The 19240-nt window shown below is 48.7% G+C and carries 26 protein-coding genes; 3 read left to right on the top strand and 23 right to left on the bottom strand.

All coding sequences use genetic code 11. The features are described 5' to 3' along the window. The 3 genes from AYJ55_RS22760 to AYJ55_RS22750 form a co-directional block, all read left to right on the top strand. A partial coding sequence (locus AYJ55_RS22760) for a RecT family recombinase (RefSeq protein ID WP_063658023.1) occupies positions 1 to 1105 on the top strand: 1105 nt, incomplete at its 5' end. Between the two features lie 133 nt (positions 1106 to 1238). Next, positions 1239 to 2276 (top strand): Rpn family recombination-promoting nuclease/putative transposase, encoded by a 1038-nt coding sequence (locus tag AYJ55_RS22755; RefSeq protein ID WP_063657589.1) that lies wholly within the window; start codon positions 1239 to 1241, stop codon positions 2274 to 2276. Between the two features lie 194 nt (positions 2277 to 2470). Continuing rightward, complete coding sequence (locus AYJ55_RS22750; RefSeq protein ID WP_063657588.1) at positions 2471 to 2845, top strand: ProQ/FINO family protein; 375 nt, start codon at positions 2471 to 2473, stop codon at positions 2843 to 2845. A gap of 19 nt (positions 2846 to 2864) precedes the next feature. Here the strand turns inward: AYJ55_RS22750 and AYJ55_RS22745 are convergent, their stop codons facing one another. The 23 genes from AYJ55_RS22745 to AYJ55_RS22630 form a co-directional block, all read right to left on the bottom strand. Beyond that, positions 2865 to 3422, bottom strand: a complete 558-nt coding sequence (locus tag AYJ55_RS22745) for a tail fiber assembly protein (RefSeq protein WP_063657587.1) — start codon at positions 3420 to 3422, stop codon at positions 2865 to 2867. Between the two features lie 10 nt (positions 3423 to 3432). Then, positions 3433 to 4737, bottom strand: coding sequence for a phage tail protein (locus tag AYJ55_RS30160; RefSeq protein ID WP_162505732.1), 1305 nt, complete (start codon positions 4735 to 4737; stop codon positions 3433 to 3435). 29 nt (positions 4738 to 4766) lie between these two features. Then, entirely contained in the window at positions 4767 to 5414 is a 648-nt protein-coding gene (locus AYJ55_RS22735) for a baseplate wedge 1 family protein (protein WP_063657586.1), read from the bottom strand. Next, complete coding sequence (locus AYJ55_RS22730) at positions 5411 to 6640, bottom strand: baseplate J/gp47 family protein (RefSeq protein WP_063657585.1); 1230 nt, start codon at positions 6638 to 6640, stop codon at positions 5411 to 5413. The genes AYJ55_RS22735 and AYJ55_RS22730 overlap by 4 nt, the downstream gene beginning before the upstream one ends. Next, positions 6637 to 6993: a contractile injection system sheath initiator gene (locus tag AYJ55_RS22725; RefSeq protein WP_063656260.1), complete on the bottom strand. Its 357-nt coding sequence runs from the start codon at positions 6991 to 6993 to the stop codon at positions 6637 to 6639. The genes AYJ55_RS22730 and AYJ55_RS22725 overlap by 4 nt, the downstream gene beginning before the upstream one ends. Beyond that, the gene (locus AYJ55_RS22720; protein WP_162505836.1) at positions 6990 to 7694 is read right to left on the bottom strand and encodes a phage baseplate protein; all 705 of its coding nucleotides are present in this window, start codon (positions 7692 to 7694) and stop codon (positions 6990 to 6992) included. Before AYJ55_RS22720 ends, AYJ55_RS22725 begins: the two co-directional genes overlap by 4 nt. Continuing rightward, the gene (locus tag AYJ55_RS22715; RefSeq protein WP_063657781.1) at positions 7672 to 8532 is read right to left on the bottom strand and encodes a hypothetical protein; all 861 of its coding nucleotides are present in this window, start codon (positions 8530 to 8532) and stop codon (positions 7672 to 7674) included. The genes AYJ55_RS22720 and AYJ55_RS22715 overlap by 23 nt, the downstream gene beginning before the upstream one ends. Further along, complete coding sequence (locus tag AYJ55_RS22710; RefSeq protein WP_342668196.1) at positions 8510 to 8848, bottom strand: phage baseplate plug family protein; 339 nt, start codon at positions 8846 to 8848, stop codon at positions 8510 to 8512. Before AYJ55_RS22710 ends, AYJ55_RS22715 begins: the two co-directional genes overlap by 23 nt. Next, entirely contained in the window at positions 8818 to 9633 is an 816-nt protein-coding gene (locus tag AYJ55_RS22705; RefSeq protein WP_063657583.1) for a hypothetical protein, read from the bottom strand. Before AYJ55_RS22705 ends, AYJ55_RS22710 begins: the two co-directional genes overlap by 31 nt. Continuing rightward, positions 9633 to 10634, bottom strand: coding sequence for a lytic transglycosylase domain-containing protein (locus tag AYJ55_RS22700; protein ID WP_063658021.1), 1002 nt, complete (start codon positions 10632 to 10634; stop codon positions 9633 to 9635). The genes AYJ55_RS22705 and AYJ55_RS22700 overlap by 1 nt, the downstream gene beginning before the upstream one ends. Then, a complete protein-coding gene (locus AYJ55_RS31300; protein WP_063658019.1) occupies positions 10634 to 11398 on the bottom strand; it encodes a hypothetical protein in 765 nt (254 codons plus the stop codon). Before AYJ55_RS31300 ends, AYJ55_RS22700 begins: the two co-directional genes overlap by 1 nt. Before the next feature lie 214 nt (positions 11399 to 11612). Continuing rightward, positions 11613 to 12008, bottom strand: coding sequence for a hypothetical protein (locus tag AYJ55_RS22685; protein WP_063657823.1), 396 nt, complete (start codon positions 12006 to 12008; stop codon positions 11613 to 11615). A 142-nt stretch (positions 12009 to 12150) separates the two neighbouring features. After that, a complete protein-coding gene (locus tag AYJ55_RS22680) occupies positions 12151 to 12441 on the bottom strand; it encodes a phage tail fiber protein (protein WP_245677545.1) in 291 nt (96 codons plus the stop codon). A gap of 11 nt (positions 12442 to 12452) precedes the next feature. After that, positions 12453 to 13937 (bottom strand): DUF3383 domain-containing protein, encoded by a 1485-nt coding sequence (locus tag AYJ55_RS22675; RefSeq protein ID WP_063657821.1) that lies wholly within the window; start codon positions 13935 to 13937, stop codon positions 12453 to 12455. Then, positions 13934 to 14443: a phage neck terminator protein gene (locus tag AYJ55_RS34090; RefSeq protein WP_245677510.1), complete on the bottom strand. Its 510-nt coding sequence runs from the start codon at positions 14441 to 14443 to the stop codon at positions 13934 to 13936. The genes AYJ55_RS22675 and AYJ55_RS34090 overlap by 4 nt, the downstream gene beginning before the upstream one ends. Beyond that, positions 14436 to 14822, bottom strand: coding sequence for a hypothetical protein (locus AYJ55_RS22665; RefSeq protein WP_245677216.1), 387 nt, complete (start codon positions 14820 to 14822; stop codon positions 14436 to 14438). The genes AYJ55_RS34090 and AYJ55_RS22665 overlap by 8 nt, the downstream gene beginning before the upstream one ends. Further along, positions 14806 to 15273 carry a hypothetical protein gene (locus tag AYJ55_RS22660; RefSeq protein ID WP_063653390.1) on the bottom strand — a complete coding sequence of 156 codons (468 nt, stop codon included), beginning with the start codon at positions 15271 to 15273 and terminating at the stop codon, positions 14806 to 14808. Before AYJ55_RS22660 ends, AYJ55_RS22665 begins: the two co-directional genes overlap by 17 nt. Further along, entirely contained in the window at positions 15273 to 15692 is a 420-nt protein-coding gene (locus AYJ55_RS22655) for a DUF4054 domain-containing protein (RefSeq protein ID WP_063653388.1), read from the bottom strand. Before AYJ55_RS22655 ends, AYJ55_RS22660 begins: the two co-directional genes overlap by 1 nt. 1 nt (position 15693) lies before the next feature. Continuing rightward, the gene (locus AYJ55_RS22650) at positions 15694 to 16008 is read right to left on the bottom strand and encodes a hypothetical protein (RefSeq protein ID WP_063653386.1); all 315 of its coding nucleotides are present in this window, start codon (positions 16006 to 16008) and stop codon (positions 15694 to 15696) included. Positions 16009 to 16010: 2 nt separating this feature from the next. Further along, the gene (locus AYJ55_RS22645; protein WP_063658017.1) at positions 16011 to 17039 is read right to left on the bottom strand and encodes a major capsid family protein; all 1029 of its coding nucleotides are present in this window, start codon (positions 17037 to 17039) and stop codon (positions 16011 to 16013) included. Between the two features lie 4 nt (positions 17040 to 17043). Then, positions 17044 to 17529, bottom strand: coding sequence for a structural cement protein Gp24 (locus AYJ55_RS22640; RefSeq protein ID WP_063658015.1), 486 nt, complete (start codon positions 17527 to 17529; stop codon positions 17044 to 17046). Further along, positions 17508 to 18602: a DUF2213 domain-containing protein gene (locus AYJ55_RS22635; protein WP_063658025.1), complete on the bottom strand. Its 1095-nt coding sequence runs from the start codon at positions 18600 to 18602 to the stop codon at positions 17508 to 17510. The genes AYJ55_RS22640 and AYJ55_RS22635 overlap by 22 nt, the downstream gene beginning before the upstream one ends. Before the next feature lie 31 nt (positions 18603 to 18633). Further along, positions 18634 to 19240: phage head morphogenesis protein (locus AYJ55_RS22630; RefSeq protein ID WP_187153369.1), on the bottom strand; the 607-nt coding region annotated here is incomplete at its 5' end.

Raw genomic sequence — 19240 nt, 5'->3', positions numbered from 1 at the left:
CGGTCATTACGCAGCAAGGCATAGCAGCCCTGTTACTGCTCAGGTTACGCCTGAGCAGTTCACCCGAACCGCCGCAACCGCATTGATTGAAAATGCGGATTTGCAAAAAGCCGATAAGCAATCACTGGTGCTGGCCTTAACCCGTTGCGCCAAAGACGGACTTATGCCTGACGGACGAGAAGCTGCTCTGATTGTCCGTAGTACCAAAGTCAATAATCAATTTGTGAAAAAAGCCGTCTACATGCCGATGGTGGACGGTGTTATGAAACGTGCCCGTCAATCCGGTCAGGTAGCCAATATCATTGCAAAGGTTGTCTATTCACAAGATGAGTTTGAATATGTGATTGATGAAAACGGCGAGCATTTAACCCACCGTCCAGCGTTTTTTGATGGTGATGAGGTAGTAAAAGTCTATGCCTTCGCCAAACTCAATAGCGGTGAACTGGTTGTTGAAGTGATGAGTCGCGCTGACGTGGAAAAGATACGCGATACAGTGAAAAGCGCAAAAGACTACACAAGCCCTTGGGTGAAGTGGTTCGACAGAATGGCACTCAAGACAGTGATTCATCGCCTCGCTAGACGGCTTCCTTGCGCCTCTGAACTATTTTCGATGTTTGGGGTATACGAAGATGCAAATTCAACAGAAAAACCGCTCAGAATGGCTCCTACTTCGTTTAAACGGCTATCGATGAGGGATATTATCCGTGAGCGAAACGAAAAACTACGTCAAAAAGAAGAAACGGCGACAGATGTACAACCAGCAACTAATCCAAAATTGGACGCCGTATTAATCGCCCTCGACGATGCCACCGACGAAAAAAACCTTGCTGAAATCGTTGAGCATTGTACCCTGTTGTCCGCTGAGTTGTCTGAGGACGAAAAAATACAGCTTCGTGAAAAGATTAAGACTAGCAAAAAGCGGTTAATTCCAACCAACAAAGATAGCAATGTTTGGATGGCAAGACTGGCAAACGGTACGGGTGACGCTTGGCGATTTCGAGATGGTGAAATAGTCCACGGATTTTTCGAGGCTGAGAAAAAAGCCAAAGAGGTGGGCGCAGTATTGGAAAAACCGAGTCCTTACCGATTTAGTCCGAGTCATTAAAGTAAAAATGCCCCTGAGGTAAATAGGGGCGTTATTGCTAAAGCTGGATTATGATGTCTTAAATGTAATGATTAATATAGCGGGTTTGTTTGCCATAATTCAATCTGACGCGAGCAATTATTGAAGATATCCGATGAGTAAAAAATTCACCCCAACGCCCCATGATGCGGTATTTAAGCAGTTTTTAAGTGAAAAAGAGACCGCTAAAGATTTCTTTGATATCTGGCTACCGGATGAGATTAAGGCACTGTGTGACTTAGATAGCCTCAAAGTGGAATCTGGCTCATTTGTTGATAGTGAGATGAAAAACTACCAGAGTGATATCCTGTATTCTGTCAAAACAGAAAAGGGACAAGGTTATCTCTATCTGCTGATTGAACACCAATCAACCCCTGACAAGCTCATGGCATGGCGACTCATGCGCTACAGTATGGCTGCCATGCAAAAGCATTTAGAGGCTGGTCATAAAGAGTTGCCGCTGGTTTTTCCCATCCTGTTTTATTGCGGTGAGAAAAGCCCTCATCCGTATAGTACAGACTGGCTAGACTGCTTTAGTGGCAGAGATATTGCCGAAAAGATATACACCAAACCGTTTAAGCTAGTCGATGTCACCACGCTTGATGACGGTGAGATTATGCAACATAAGCGAATGGCGTTATTGGAGCTTATCCAAAAACACATTCGAAGACGGGATATGGCCGAGCTACTGAATAGTATTGTTAAACTGTTGTCGTATAATTATTATACTGATAATCAAGTTATTACTATGTTTAACTATCTAATCCAAGAAGGCAATGCTGAGCAACCAGCAAAGTTAATCAAAGAGATAGCCAGACAGACAGAGAAACATGAGGGGGCATTGATGAATATTGCACAAGGTATACGAGAAGAAGGCATACAACAAGGCATACAACAAGGTATGCAACAAGGCATACAACAAGGCATACAACAAGGTATGCAACAAGGCATACAACAAGGTATGCAACAAGGCATACAACAAGGTATGCAACAAGGCATACAACAAGGTATGCAACAAGGGAAAGTTGAGGGCGAAAAACAGGCTTCCATGAAGATAGCGCGCCAAATGCTCGAAAGTGGCATGGATAGACAATCGGTGATGAAATTTACGAGCTTAAATGATACTGAAATGAGCAACCTGTTTAAAGATTAAACCATGACAGAACGCCAAAATTTAAGCCTTAATCGTCCTAGAAAGCTTTCATCGGAAGAACATCACAAAAGTGACCTTGCTTACCGTAAAAAGGTCTGGGTAAAGGCTGCGTCAAAAAAACAGAAAAAAAACCTCATCCTTCGAAAGCCGTAAAACAGCAGCCCAAGCAGACGGTTGTTAAACCCAAACAGGAAGTGAAGGTTAAAACACCTAAATCACCCACACCGTCTAAAAAGCGATTACCGTTAAATGAGGCAATTTCACAAATTAGCACGTTTTGGCCTTATCTTTTCCCTGATGGCAAGCTGTGCCCAATGAAAATTGGCATCCAGCAGGATATGTGGCAAGAGGTGAAGGAAAAGGGCTTACCGATAGCGAGAAGGCGTTTAAGAGCCTGTTTGGGTAGTGTTGGTCATCACGCCGATTATCGCGCACTTATCCAGTTAGGCGCATTTCGTTATGACAAATCCGGTCAGATAGTTGGCGAGGTCACCCAAGCGGATGTTGAGGATAATTTGCAACGTTTAGCACGGCGAAATAAATCAACCAATTCTTTTCTGTCATGCTGATTTGGCGTTGGAAAGCTACTCAATCCGGTTTTTTCGGCCAGTCAATATCGGGTGCAGTTGAAACATCCGTACGGTTCACAAAAACCCGATATTTTTTCCAGGCTATCAGTCGTTTTTTCTCGTCTTCGGTGGCCATTTCTAAATCGACTGCATCTTGAAGGGGTGCAATTTCACGAGTGGCATCATATAATTTTTGTTGTTTGATGCCTTCTAATTTTTGTCTTTCTGCTAATTTTTCAGCTTCTGCATCCTTGACCCACTTTTCACCATCCCAAACATCATATTCGCTTTGAGGGGCTAATGATGTTAAATATTCCGGTACCTTACCTAATTTTTCAAGGGTGACAGATTGACGGCTTTTCGTATCAAACAAAACCAAACCGCGATGATCTTCCTGATATTCCCATTCCTGATTTTGTTCATTAAAAACAACAGCGAAACCTTCCTTTTTGTCAATTGGTTTTTTCTCAGTATGAAAAGGCAGTATGTCATGAGTTTCATCCGTGTAAGCATCGCAAGGACCCAGCAACTCATGTGTATCACTCGTGTAGGTATAGGCTTTAAAAATTCTAAACATTTTTGATTCCTTAACTGATTCTGTACCAGCCCATTAGCGTAATAAAAGCATTCGTTATATTAATTTCGCTACTACTTCCCGTCTTTCCCGTTGTACCTGAAACAGAATGGGTGTGTGCACCGATAGTAACAGTATGTGAGTGGTTCCCCGCTTGTGATGTATTTTGAGCCCTTGGTTTCCATTGATTAGGATTACCGTCATCGCCTCTTGCATTCCATGGGTCACGTACAACGCCTGCAAAATTATGTGCATGATTACCCGTTGCATTCGTATTTTTAGTACCATAATCATAGCTACTGGTTGTTGCTGAAAAAGTGTGCCCGTGAGCGGGTAATTGGGCTTCTGTCAGCTTAATAGCATCAGCGCCTCCGGTAGTGAATACATTAGAACCATCTGCTTTTGCTAAACGAATGGTTTTATTTTCACCAATGTATTGCCATTTTGTATTTGGAAATAAGGTATTGGGATTTTTATTTTGAGCAAACCAGACAACAATCCCTACCGGATAAATTCCGTCAATACTTACGGTTTTCGCCAAGTCATAAGCGGCTTTGACGGCTTTGGGTGTGGCGGCCAGCGTTTCATCATTGCTGTCAGTGGCGCTACTTAACCGTGTGAGACCGTGTTGAGTGAGCGACGCAACGAGGATAGCAAAAATAATCTGTGAACCATCGCAACGGATAACATTTCTGCCACTGGGCAGTACAACACCAGTCCCTGACAGGGGTTTACAGGTCAGGGTGAAATTCCCCTGACAGTGATTGGTGACAGTCCAGTTTCTTATCCATGGCGGGAAAATTACGGTGGTATCAGCAATAAGATTGCCACTGAAGACCAGTTCTTCTTTTGCGGCCTGTAAGGTAGTCAAGGTTATCGTGCCGGTTTCCAGTCCGGTTATACTGGTGATGCCGTAACTATTCACGGGTACCCACCCTGTTGCGGAGGCATCCAACACTTCCGGATTGGTCGTATTCCCGTCTATTGTATTTAGCCAAAAACCGTCATTCGTGGAATTGGGCACTTTCGCCCCCGCCGGATAACCACCAATCGCCGTGGCAAAATCGGCATCAAAAGGGTAACCCGCGCCCGCATTATGCCAACGATAGCCGGTGTATAGTTCGTTAAGTGCCTGATTCATGTCACGGCCATCAGGGGGCAAGCCGCCTGCGGCTTTAATCGTCATGGTAATGGGGGGAAAACCGGCATCATAAGAAGCCTGATTACTGCCGGTTGGCGTTTTCGCCGTTAAATCACGCCGTGAACCATTCGCCCCAAAGGGCACCGGTTTACGAGCGGGCAAGTCTGTTTTTTTCATAAAATACTCCAAAAAATTCTACTGGATGATTAACGTCCCGCCGTAAAAAACGTCCCCTCATTAAACGGATAGGCATCCTCGGCAAAGCCAAAGTAGGGGGCGACGACCTGATTGATATTCATCAGTACCCCAGAAGGTAACGGGGTGACCTCGCTGTTTCTCAATACTGACAATTCAAAGGGTTCTAGGGGAAAGGCGGTGGTAATACCAATAGTCATGTCACGATAATTCACACAAAACGCCTCGCCACGTTCCTTAAACAGAAAACGTAAGAAGCGATTGATTTCAGGAATAGTCGCAATACTGATGTTAGAAAACGCCTTGCTGAGTATCAGGCTTCGATAAGCGTTGTCCGCTAGCCGGATTTTTCTGGTTTCCTGCACACCCGCGTAATAAGGGGCATCACTGAACGGGGTGGGATAATCCGCTTTTCCTTCGTCTGCCTGCGCAAACCCAAACGCGCTGTTATCGACTTCCGCCGTGATGTAACGTGAAATGTTGACGATTTTCCCCCACATATCCAGACCAAAGCGGTTGCAGGTGGTGATATCCCACACTTCATCAAGAAACCGGTCAGTAAAATCCTCCAGACTCACCGCCTGCTCGAATGTTGCGATGACAGACAGCAATTTCTGGCTGGCACTGTACTGGTTTAGCACCGTTTTTTGCCAACTCATTTTAACTCCACGTGAATGTTATCGGCTTGCAAAACGGGGACTTGCGCCACGCCTGGTGTTAACGCAGACAGCCAGTTTTTGCCGTCTTGGGATATCATTACTGATACGACACTCACCGAATAAGGCTCAATCGCAATAATCGGCGCGTAGTATTTACCCACATTCAGGGTTGCCCCTATACCCGCACGTTGAATGCCTTCTACCTCGCCATTAAACACGCGAATAACTGTTTTTTTAACTTGCCCGGTAATGTCACAGGGAGGATTGAGACTTTTATCAATGTTGACGGAAAAATAGACGCTTAATGGGGTGGCTCGCTGCCACTGCATCACATATTGCGGGTAAGGCGGCGAGTAGTTCTCTTTATCATAAACAGTAAAGGTGGTATCCCCATTCATGTCCGCGCCAGGATTGTAATACTGGAAGATCGTCTCGGCGATATCGGTATCGTTGCCACCATTCACACAAATAAAAACGGAATGCGGTTTAACCGGATAAAGAGTCGTGCCGATAGTGACCGTCTCCCTTGTTCGGTTTGACCAGACATACGCATCCGTCACACCTTGGGTTTCCAGTAGGGCCGCTTTCATCGCACCATCGGTATTACGACCGTTGCGCGCCACTGATTGGCGGCGGCGTGTTTCAAAGGCAATGCGGGATTCTACCTGTGACCCGACACGGGCCGGTGTGTCATTGGTGATGGCGTCCCACCCTGAAACAGAGCTAAAAATTTGCGTTAATTCCCCCGTGGCGCAGGCGATGGGGCCATGCGTCGTGTTCTGGAAGGGGATTTTTACCGTGCCGCTGGCAGGGATGGTTGCTTCGCTCACTGAACGCCACAAATAACCGGCCTTATCCTGGGCGGTACTGCCTGCTGGGATACGGGTGCCGACTTTGCCCGTGCAGGTGGCCATGACAACGCTACCCTGACCAGGAATACGATTGAGAAAATAGATGCGCCCTATTCCATCCTGAAAGCGCCCGCTCGCAAAATCGGGGTTAATCTGGTTGAACAGGCATAATAATTTGTCGTAGACCTGCGCCAGTATTTCGGTCTCACTCTGGGCTATCTGTCCTTGGGGGGCGCTCAGTGATTGACTGGCATGGCCGCCCAATATGCCGACAAAATCCGTCAGCCGTCCGGCGAGCACGTCCGCGATATCCGGCACCGACACCCCGTTTTCGGTTATCGTGACATCAGGTACCGCGGTTTTCACTGTGGTCATAATATCACCTCCAATCGGTTATTCTCGTTATCCGTGACGCGAATGACACCGCGCAGTTTCCGACTGGCCTTATCCAGCCTGACGCTTGCTATTGCCTGGTTAACAACGGGCAGTTTTTCGGCCTCAACTTGTAGTTTTTGCGCAATAAATCCGGCAGTGGGTCGTCTTCCGAGGACTTCCTCCTTCCATGGAATGCCGAGTGAACGGTCAAAATAACATTCACCCATAAATACCAGACAGGCCGAGGCCACATCCTGGGCTACCGCGGCAGGGGTGGTCACTATTGCCAAATTGCCTTCACCGTCTAGCGTTAAATCCCACGCCTTATCCAGTTTTAGGGTGCAATAGGTCATAGCGTGTGCTCCGGTTTATCCGATGTGACACGGCTGCTGCCGCTTTCTACCCCGTTCACATGATGATAATGGCTGTTGTAAGCTTCCCGCAGCGCTTTGATGCTGGCCTGTTGCGTACCGACATTATCGGTGATGTCACCCGCCGCCGTGACATTTCCGGTAAAATGCGCTTGGGGCGTATCGAGGATCACCCCAGAAGGGGCCTTGATAGTGGCCTGCTGACAGTGGATTTCAATGTTTCCTGGACTGGTGATATTTATTCGGTTATCCGCAAATTCAATAAACTGGGTCGGTGGCATATTCAGCAGTCCACCCATGTAAATGCCGTCGGCGCGGTTGTGTCTACGGCGAGTAGACGGTAATGCGCTCTGGCGGGTTGCCCTGACACGGCGGGTATCACGGTCACAAATTAATAGGTGACCAATATCCCCCACGACCGGATTCATGATGAGGGCACTGTTCCCCCGTTGCAGGCGAAATACCGGAATGGCGTAAATTGGGGTACTCTCCATCAGGACACCCCGCGTATCAGGATAAGCCAGCAGGGGGCGGACATCCACCACCAGATTGGGCGCTTCACCGTGTAACGCAATCACCTGAACAATTTCACAAAAAAAACAGCCGGCAAGAAGCTGACTGAAGGCATGCATAAAGGTGTTTGCATCATTACCGGATGCGTCACGGTTGTTTGTTTCTCTCATAAGCTTCAACACTCACTGCGTTACAGACACTGTGCCAGTTTCCCCCTTGCACCCAGGAAGAAAGAAAGTGTTCGACACCCGTTAACAGGTAGAGACCACTGGCACCCGGTAACGACGTATCAAGCGATACCGATCGCCCAAATGCCAGCAAGGGGCTGTACTGTGTCTGAAAGGTTAATCCATTCGCGTTGTGGATCGGATACCCTATCAAGCCATTTTCCGCCGAAATCTTCGGCATAACCGCATCCCTTGTTTTCCCAGCAGGCCAAACATGGATGATTTTTCCCACCGGTTGAAATTCCAGCCGATGAGACAGGCAAATGGCGGCTATCTGAGCAAAAACACTGCCGGCGTAATACGGGTTGGATTCGGTTAAGCCGCCCAATAAATTGGGTTGAAACGTATAGCCGTTCTGCTGACATAACGAATCGAGTAAATCACTGACATTCACGACACCCGTGCGTGAAATCGGCGGAATGACTTTAGCACGGAGGTCACTGGCGGCCAGCGCTTGAATGACAAACGGAGATTCGGGCATCGTATTCATATTGGCATAAGCAGATCTGACGGCGCCCTCGAATATCAAAATATCCCCACTATAGATAGCTATGTCAAATTGTCGTCCATCGAGCACCAGCGAACTGTAATCTTTTGGTGACAACATCCCGATGAGTTCTAAACTTAACCCATAGAGGGCGCACTCTGCCTCAACGCCGCCGTATCCGCCGTAGCTATTGGTTCTGACAAAGGATTTAACGTTATCCAAGGTTAATTCTTCTATCTGGCCGTTGCCCGTATCCAGAGAGAACGCAAACTTAAGCGTTTTTTTGCTGTACATTTCCATCCTCGTAAAAAAGAAACCATCGACTCCCTAGACCGTGCCAACGCGGGTCTTCTTGCCCTTGGGTATCCACGAAGAATAAATCACCGGTGAAGCCGAGCCAGGCATAGCGTACAAGGCGCGTGCCATGCAGACAGGGGACGCCCTGGACAACAGGTATTCCCTTTACCGTCAAATCCAGGTAGAGGGCACTTTCATGCTGCGTCAGCCGTAAAGTACATTCCTGGCCGTTAAGGGTGAGGTTGATACGTTGAGATTTTACGGGGGAAAGCATTATCGTGCTCACAATACGGCGCCTTTGATTTTTTTCCACAGCGCACCGGATTTCTGGCTGACGCTGCCACTGATACGTGAAGCCGACTGATGAACGGTGTCCATGGCACTGCGGAAGCTGCCATTCACACCGGCGGTAGCTGAAGCTCGCTGTGGTCCGATTGAATTTTTCAATGCGTCCCACGTTTTACTCAGCTCGTCCAGTGTAGACATTTTTTCACTGCCATTGACATCGATTGGGCAGGTACCATAGGGGCTACGCGCGACTAAATCCCCCGTCGGTTTATTGGCGGACTGAGGGGTATTTAATACCACTTCCATTTGTTGGATCACCTCCTGAAAGATCAGCGCTACCGTCAGTAAGGTGACCCCCGCCTGCGCACTGACCCGATAGCTATAATCCGTCAGGTCAAAACTCGCATAATTGCCCTTGGGGGTCTCAATATCGTACAAATCGGTTGTTTTGAGCATAGTGCCAATCGTTTGCAGCGTCTCATTCTGACTGATTAACGTCAGGTCAAAGAGATTCGGTATCACACTGCTAAATCCACTTAACCCCGAAATAACGACTTGGCACGTTATTCGGGTGGGTTGATAGATTTTATTGATCGACTGATACCGGCCTTTCTCGATGGGGGCGTTAATGATGCTAGCCTTGCCTGTCGGCTGAAATACCGACATACCACTGAAATTAAGGGCAACCTCGGCGGAGCCGTGTTTACGTATCACATACGCGGGATGCAGCACACTGTCAATGATGGATAACGGCGAGCCGCCTGATACCGAATTCAGTACATCCGCGAGGTTGAAATCAAAAATAGTCATCAGTACATCCCGTTATTCAGTGTCGTATTCATTCGGTGGCGTTTTGCCTGTTCTTCAATAGACTGTTGAAGCTGGTTAACCGTCTGCGGATGGGTCATCACATTCACGGTGTTAATATGAGTTGAGTGCGTCTGACGGTTATCCGTCGTTTGAGCCGCAATCGCTGCTGGCGGCGCAGAGGCTTGTTGAACGATTTGGTGGTAGTTTTCCAGTACTTTTTGGGGATAGTCGAGGGTTTCCTGCTTAAGCGGTTGGCCTTTACCAGCCAGGTAGTTATCGATGCGCCCTTGTCCGGCGTTATACGCCATCAGCGCCAGTTGGGTATCACCGTTATAGTGCCTTAACAATCGGCTTAGGTGGATTTGTCCCGCGGCATAGGCTTTTTCAGGATCGAAGCGTTCCGCCGGTGTTAACCCTAAATCCCTTGCCGTATTTGGCATAAGCTGCATCAGGCCTGCGGCGCCGGCGCGTGAAACCGCGTTCGGATTGCCCTGGCTTTCTGTCCTTGCCACGGCTGAGGTTAATGCGGGGGTGGCTTGATAACGCGGATCGATCCACTTCCCCTTTTCCCAGTGTGCGCCGCCCGTTTCCCCAATGAGGGCGTGGCCAAAATCACCCCATGTTTTTGCTGTTCGGGCTGCCTGGAAGGCGTCATAGTTCCCGAATAACGCATTTAATCCTTTATCGATAACAGGTTCACCAATATAAGCTAATGCACCCGCCCAGCCTGCTTTTCCGATAACAGAATGACTTCCCGCCACTTTGGCTATTTTACTTGCGCCATATAGCGCCACAACATCTTTAAGGGCGCGATCAGTTCCGCCAAGTGCTTCGGTCACTTTCTCTGCACCCGCCGAAATCCCCTGAAAAAAACCGGTAATATCATTGCCATGGGCGTTGATCCAATGGCTAAAGGCGTCCAGTTCTTTAACCATCCCAGGGCCAAAGGCGGCCAACAGGCTGTTTTTCACGTTCTGGGTGGACTGATCCAGATCGGCCATTATGCGTTGAAGCTGACGAGCGGTCGCGATGCTCGCTTCACTGACATTCGAGCGCTGTTCAAGCGCTTTGTGCCTTTTGTCGAAATCCGGTGAACGGAACAGGTTGACTGCCGCCGGCGAATAACCCAGTCGTTGCCCCCAATTTTCCGCCTGCGCCAGAGAAATACGCCGAAAGGCGGCCGCCAGACGGGACAACATTTCATCGTTATTTTTGCGCCGAACAGGTCTGAACCTGTGGCACGGTTGAAATTGATTAAATCGTAGTCGGGCGAAGATCCCGGTATGGGGTTAGTTAGCTGATTTTTTGCCTGATTTAAACGCATCAGGATAGCGTTAATTTCTTCTTTAGAGCTGCCCGCACCCTGTGCCTGAACCCCCCACGCATCCGCCGATTTAGCGCTAATGCCTAACCAGGTGGCGTTATTGGAGAGGGCTACCAGTGAATGCGTGGTAGAAACAATCATCCGGCGGGTGGCTTCGATGCCCAACGATAACCCGAGAAATTTGGCGAACCCCAATTGGGCGGTTTTGAAGGCGCCGCCTGACGTTTTCCCAAAGCGTGCCAGGCTTTTCGATAATCCATCCACCCCTTTCACGGATTTTTTACTGGATTTTTCGCTGGTTTCCCCCAGTTTTTCTATCTTTTCGTCCAGGTCGTTAACACGCTGTGCCGCTTCGTCAGAAAACTGAATAATCAGCTTTTTGCCTTTCATCAGTTCGTCGGTTTTCACTTTAACCTGATAGACCAGTTCTTCAATAATCACGGTTTTTTCTCCCAGTGATCCCGCCAGATGCGTTCATTGTGGTTTTCTACTGCCAGTATTTCGGTCAGGTCATATAAGTCGTGCACGGATAACACCGTCTGAAGCTCAGTGATACTGGCTTTTCCGGAGAGAATGACGGTCGTCAACACGGGAGAAATATTCACAGTAGAAACCAGGTTAGGCGGTAACGCCTGTTGTCCAATAAACGGGAAATTCAACGGGCGGCGAGTGTTAAAAAACCAAAGTTCAATTCAAACACTTTATCTTTCAGGGTGCGGATAGTGGATACCTCTTCAAAATCAAACGGTTTGATGTCCCGATAGCCGGTATCGACACTGATTTTCACGGTGGAAAGCAGTCTTGAACTGATTGAAGCGGCCATTTCCGTAGAGGTAGCCGAGAGGACACTCAGCCCCAGCGTCGCCAAACCGGCACAGCCCATCGCGATGACATCCGTTGGGATGCTGCCAAAATCGGCTGTCCCCATCGCGCGGTAAATCTCCTGCGCCAGTTCTTCAGCTTCCCAAGCGGACATCTCGGTGATGAAGAAGGTTTTTCCTTTGTCACGGTTATTTTCTTCCACCGTCCAGGTGATTTCTTTTCTGGCCATTACATGGGGCTCCGTGTGACGGACTCAAAGTGAAAAACGGCGGGTCTGGCCTGTAATATACGCTGTGCCGGCGGCGTCGGCGTCCAGGTGTACAAGATACCGTTCACAAAGTTGTATTTTATTTTTATCGCCGGAATTGCAATCACCATGTTGCAGGGAATTTGGCAATCGCCGCCCGCTCTGCTGCGTACCAATCATCAATATGGACGCCGGTTGCTGAGGACGCCAAGAGATTCAAGGTGAACTCAACCGGATTAAAAATAAATCCTGCATGATACTTGCCGTCAGCGGACATCACGTCTTCCGCATTCTGCAAGGCGGCCGTTTCAAACATGCTATCGGCCGCATAATCCTCCGCATAAAATCCAGCGGGATAGTAAGCCGGCACGATGATGTGAACGGAGGCGTTCGCACTGGTTATATCAATAGCCATTTTATATCACCTCAAAGAATATCGATTGCTGACATTTGCACCGATTGAACAAGCTGACCATCCACATAGTAGAAGGTTGCTCCCTGTAGTTTCCGCTCTAGTCGGGATGAACCTGTCTGCACCGGAATATAGAAATACCAACCCGCTGAAAACAGCGTTGCGCTCATGTCACGTCCAACGGCGCTGTTGACTTGGGTTAACTGTGACTTGTCCAGCAGTACGCCTGCCCGAAGCGCGCCAAAATTTTTAGCGGCCGTAGCGACATCGATGACGGCTGACGATAGGGCCGTATAGCCACTATCATTGAACGGGTAGGACTGATTAGCGGTGAACAGATTAGCAAAGGCGGCCACCAGATTTGCCCTGATCCACACCTGATCGATGAAACTATCCAACCAGACATATTGTCCGGTTATCTTCCCATCGGAAACATAATTGGCGAGTGTTTTGTTTTGGCCGTAAGCGCCGTAGTAGTTATACCCATTCGATTCGAGCGCTTGCGTCGTGGCCAGATCGCTGACATTGGCGGCTAGCCCGCTGAACTGTCTGAATTTGAACGAAACGCGGCCATTAGTCCGCGCGAAATCCAGCGAGGCGGCATAAGCCAGGGCAATTACAGCGTAACGGTAGTCTCCGTAGACCGGAAATACACCGGCATAGTTATTCGCTTTCACGATTTTCTGGACAAAACAGTTAGCATTATCACGCACGGTTGCTGCCGCGGAATTATCCCACAGCGCATAGAAATAGCGGTTTTGCTGCGCACTCACCCACGAACATAAATTCTGGTTCTGTTCATCTGACAGGGCTGTAAGGGTCATCACGCCGATCCAATCCTGATTCTGGTTAATGATGCCATTCATCGTATCGATAAGTGATTGTGCTGATACGCCCTGTGAGGGGATGGCGCCGGCCTCTGCGGTCAGTTTTAGACCGGTAGCAAGGGTGCTTTTTTCCATATCCAGGACGGAACTTGACGAACCTGTCGTTACTGAGCGGATAATGAATCTTGCTGCCTGTGGCAACCATTCTACCGTCACAGAAGCCCCAATAGCCGTCTGCAACACCGTTGCAATATCGCTCATCGTGGTAGCGGTATTGAAATCAACTGCTCCACTAGTTACTGGCTGACCGTCAACCTTCAGTTTCACCTTGCTCGTCGGCGATTTCATTGTCTCCAATGAGACCCCCGCAAGGCTGCCGGATAATAGCCAACCGGATGCGTCTTCTAACGCGAGGCGGGACATCAACAGCGCGGCAGGTAAAACGGTGGCATTGTCATAGCCACTAAAATACAGCGTCGCTGCCTGATATTCGCGACTGTGCGTTCCCAGCAGGTCTGCGACTTCCTGCGCACTACCGAAAGTGCTAACCGTGCCTGTAGGGATCAGTGGATTATCGGTCAGCATCAGGCCATTGGCATCCAAGGCTGTTCCTGCCGGCGATATCACATTAGCGGTGATACTAAAATCTTTAGAAAGTGGAATTTTGCTCATTTATCAACCTTTTTAACGGAAATATCCGTCTTGTCGAAATAGTCCTGAGATACGTTGACAACAATATGCACCTGTAAGGACAAGGTGAGGGTATATCTTGCTTCCCACTGGTGTTCACTGTTTAACATACTGGTCTGCAAAGCAGCACTGGCATAAAGTGGAGCAAGACGTTCATCCAGCGCCTTGATTCGGGAATAGCCGTAATCAGAAGCAAACAATGTTTCAACACGAATGGATCGGTCACCGGCATTTTCACCGTAAATGTCGAGCTGAATATCAGCTTGCCTTACTTCAGTCCAGTTCATCGTACTGGTTTGAGGGTTTCCGCTGTCATGGGCAATCCCTCTCGCCGCCGACAGCCGGATAAATCGCAATGGCGTGAGAACACAGAAGATATCGCTCGGCATGGGATTCCGGTTATCCTGAGCCTGCCAGACCGTACCTGCAATCGGTTCAATGAAATCGGCCAACGTGTCAATGACCTGATTGACCGTATAATCATTCATCCCCCTCCCTGTCCGTTTGGAGACACACTAACAGCCGACACCAGTCCGGCCACAATTCAAGCGGTTCAATCACCAGCCAGGTATCCCCCTCAATGAGGAATAAATCGCCACCGGTCTGTTGTTTTCGGTTAACCGACCAGAAGTTTCCGTTAACGTGAATCGATTTGAATATGCCGTGGATATTCAATCCGTCCACATGCTGCAAATCCCCTTTCGACAGGGGTTGCAACTGAATGACGATATGTTCATCGGGAAGGTATTTGGGGATGCGTGTCCGGCCTTCACCGACTGTCCAACCATCAGAACGGCGGACTATTGCAGCAATATCAGGGTTAACGGCTCGAATAGCCGAACGAGTGAGATTATGAAGATTCATCATCCACCACCACCCAGTATTTGACTGACTCCAGCATGTGATGTGTATCAACCAGCGGTTTGTCAGTGAAGTTTTTTGGTTTGTGAGTCCGGTGCTTTCTCACATAAAGCGTGGTTTCAGAAAGCGGCGGATCGGTGAGTGTCAATATTGAATCTTTAATATTGCTGACGACTTTTTCACCTAATAATTCCGCCGCTTCTTTAGCATTAACACCGGCGCGCATGGACGACGCCAGATAGGTTGACCAGTCTTTTTGATGGGCTGAAATAGCGTTACGGAAGAAAGGGCGCGGTGGCTGGTTATTCCCAGGATTGCCAAATTCGTTCATGTAAGCCACTTCAGCAACCCGACGGCCTTCTGGATAGCTTACCTCTTTTGGAAAGCCGACTTTCAACGTCAGGTCATTAAGCTGCTTTTCCTGTGCGTCCAGAAACGCTTTTATCTTCCCCGCCATCAACTGCACCCCACCTCAATACCTGGGAAATAGGCAAACATCCGGTAGGGCTTGGTCAGTTGCCAAAAAAGCTGTCCCCACTTTGATTGGAAATACCAGGCTTGCGAGTAAGGCAATCCCTGCCCGACATCAAGCGACACGGAGACACTGCCTTCTGCTGCATTCGCAACCCGACCAATCATACCTGACACCCCTGACCCGTTTCCGTTATCATCGCCAAAGGTGATATCACAAAGATGGGCCGTCAGCAGATAAAGCAAACTTTTTCGCTTTGGGATAGCCTGCTCCAGCGAAAAATTTGCGTTATCGAACAAAGCCTGAGCAAAATCAAATAGCATTTTCAACTGCTCATCCTTGACCTTGCGGTAGAGGGGATATTGTTCTCTGAATTCAAAAACATCAAACGCCACCACAGCCATATTATGCCTCCGTGGGTTTGACGGTTGCCTTTTTCGGGTTAATCGGTTCTAAACCGGTTTTGACCTGTGCTCTTTCCTTAGCGGCTGAGGAAAAACTTTTTTGATCAGTGACCTTGAAGATTAACCCCTTTTCGATAAATCCCGCCTGCGCGTAGGTTTTTGAAAATACATTGAACCACGCCTCATCCACGCCTTCGGTTATGCCAAAACCGCCATAAATGGCGCAAGCGTTAGCCCCTTTCAATTCAATAGTCTCATTCTTCACGGTGGCTTTCAGTCCATGGGGGAGTTTACAGCCGACAATAATTTTTCCCATAATCATATCCCCAACATTTGAGCAAAAAGCATGGGTTGTGTGATCACCGTGCCATACGTACTGGCCGCCACTTTCTGCGACCAGCTTGAGTGTTGCTGAAGAAGCGGAAATGCCCGATATTTTTGCGAATTCGCCACATAGCAAACAGGCTGTCCCTGATAGCTGCGCACGAACATCTGTATTAACTCACCGGCATCGGTACTCAATTGTGGAGCCGTTTCAATGCGTAGATTGGGGAACGCTTTTTTGATCAAGTCCTCAAGCGAGGTGGCCATGATTTCATTAGACGATTTGAGATACACAGAGGCTTTGTTTGACAATACCAGCGTCAGGGAGGAAGCCATATCGACACCGTCACCGACCACCCCATTCGTTCGTCCTACCAGGTCACTGTAGAGTGCCAAAATATCGTTGTAACGCTGCTGGATGGATTTATCTTCCCATTTCGTTTTACCACTCACCTTGGTTGGTGTGATCGGCGTGGGAAGCTGAGGGTTATTTAATGCGCCGTAGTTAACGCCTTCAACCCCAAAAAAGGCAAACCGGTTGTAATCCTGGTTAATCGTGTTGGCGGCCGCCATCTGTTTTTCAGCAGCATAGTTGATCATCGCCAGTCCCATGCGCGCCGATTCTAAATCGCCATAGGTGATCATCGTCTGAAAACGATATTGGCGGATGGGTTCAAATTGCAGGTTAACCTGGTTTGCCCCGTTTTCGTTATAATCGCCATAGGAGGAGATATGACCACTGTATTCAGCGCGGGGAATTTCCCAGAAATCGTGTTGCCACAATCCGATTGTGCGCTCGCCGTAAATTTCCGTGGCACGGGTTGGGGCAAATACCGTTCTGATAACGTTCGGATCGATACCCCCCGCGACGATGGCAGGAATACTACCATTGGTCAAAGTGGAGGGTAACGGCTGGGCATCATTGGCCAGATACAAACGGTTGACTGAAGCAGGTAACGTCACCCCCCCTTCTTTAGCCCGTTTCATGAGTGCGTGGAAATCATTGTGTGTTAATTGCGCCATCGTATTAGCTCCAGCTTGACATGATAAAAATTTCACCCACCGCGGCGGCGGTCATCACTTTAAAAGGGGTTTCGATAAATCCGTCTTTCGTCGTCCCTGCGTTAGCCGTTTCAATCGTGCCATCCGCCAGTTTCGCATAAACTTTTTGGCCGATAGTGGTTACCGTTGCTGACTTGGCCCAAAAGTCGCCCGTTTTGTAAACGGAGACCTGTTGTCCCTGCGGGATGGTCATACTGTTTTTTTCATCCCAGTTCACAAGGGCGGTTCGCTCATTGCGGACAAATCCCAGGATTTCGCCGGTACCGCTGTTGTTGACCAGGCTAGGTTTACTGTCATCACGCCAGGCGAAACGGGCCATCACGGTACCGGTAGAGCCGGCACGGAAACAGCCGCCTAATGATGGCACCACCGCAAAAGCATCATTACAGGAGGCAAAATCACCTTCCCGACCCGGTGCCTGATAAAGCGCTACATTGTTCTGAAAGGCCATAATTTTGCTCCTAAAAACTGGTCAACACGGGACACTGCACTTGAGTCAAAGGCGACTTGAGGTTTACCTTGATTGCCTGTGTTTTTGAGCATCTCCACCATTTTCGGGAGCGCTGAGGGATGAACCCCTTTTGTGTCGATACCATTTTGACTGAGGGTTAATCGGTAGACTTGTTCGGCAGAGTCACAGGCCACTTCACCAATCAGCGGTGAACACAAACGTTCTGCCGCACGAAGCGCTGCAAATTCACGCCGAATTTTGTTCTCTGCCTGTTGGATCAGGATAGCCGCATCGTTAGCGGTTTTTTTATCCTCATCATTATCGTCATTCGTCCTTTTTTCTTTATCCTCCTCGCTTTCGTTATCCTGTTTATCATCCGACGGATCTTCTTTTGTCTCCTCGTCATTCGCTTTTGAGGTCAGTCCATTGATATACTCTGCCACCGTATGAATATCTTCGTCACTGGCATTTGGCAGGCGCTCTTTCAGTCCTGCGATCATTTCATCATCGGTTTTCTTTTCGTCTGCCATTTTTTTTAAATCCTCTGGTTTTGCGTCGTTGACTAGAACATCTGGCCCCGTCCTGCCATCAGGAACAATCGCCAGGTGGTAGGCGTGAATATTGCGCATCACGCCATCATAGGCCTCTCCATCAACGCTGCCCTGCGTCATATCCGGTACGTAGCTGTAGGAGGGCGATAATTCGCGCTGGATATCGGTTTCAATACCCGCTTTTGCTGCTTCATCCCAAATAGAAATCGAAGCGATGAGATAGGGAAATTCAAAACGGATATCATTCATCACGGCACCCACCGCGAGATCGGTGATGGGTTTCGTATTGTTCTCGGCAGGATGCCCCATCAGAACGGGGATACCGTTAAACGTCGGCATGGCTTTTTCCAGCTCTTGCGGGGGGCGATAAAGCTGATATATTTTTCTGGATTCCAGACCCAACTTTTCATAGCCAGGTATTTCAACGCCGTAATAACCGCTAATGTTCGCTTTGCTTATCCGGTTATCACGGACATACATTTTGCCAAATTTGTCCACTTCCCGCGCAGATTTGGCATCCATCGCGAGACCGTCTTTTGTCACTTGCACGTTGTCAATCCTCGAAAGTGGGTAAAACCGGTTCCCAAATACACCCACAATTGATTTTTTCACCTGGCAGGATGTATTCACCGCTAATCAGGCAGCCTTTACGGAGCGAAAATTTCTTGCCCGTGGCTTTTACATGATCAGGCCTTGGGTGTTGCCCTGCGCCGGTATGTCGCCAAATCCCCTCAGTTATCCCCAGCGCATGCTGTCTCACTGCCGCCAAGGCAGAATTCGCTTTTCGGTTCTGGTCACGGGCAATCAATTCCGCCCTTCTGGCAGTTACGCCAAACTGTTGTCCCAATGTTTTTTTAAGCTGAGCTAAATCACCTCCCCGCGAAACAGACTGGAGAACCACGGATTCAACGTTAGTGAAATAGCGTTGGGGGATGGATTTAATTAATGACACGTTCTCCGCCACAATCGCTGTCACCGCATTGTGCATGTCGCGCGTCATTTTGAAATCAATCGCAAACCCCTTATCGACCAGCTGCTTTTTAAGGGGCACATCCACATTACCGGCTGCTCGGTTAACGAAGGTTTTTGCCAGATCGTCGGATAAGGCAGTGAATTTCTTTACCCAGCGGGCAGAAAGCGCGCGGAGCGTATTCCTTATC

It is taken from the genome of Candidatus Arsenophonus triatominarum, from assembly GCF_001640365.1.
GTDB classification, from domain to species: Bacteria; Pseudomonadota; Gammaproteobacteria; order Enterobacterales; family Enterobacteriaceae; genus Arsenophonus; species Arsenophonus triatominarum.
This window is presented reverse-complemented; position numbering and strand designations above follow the sequence as displayed.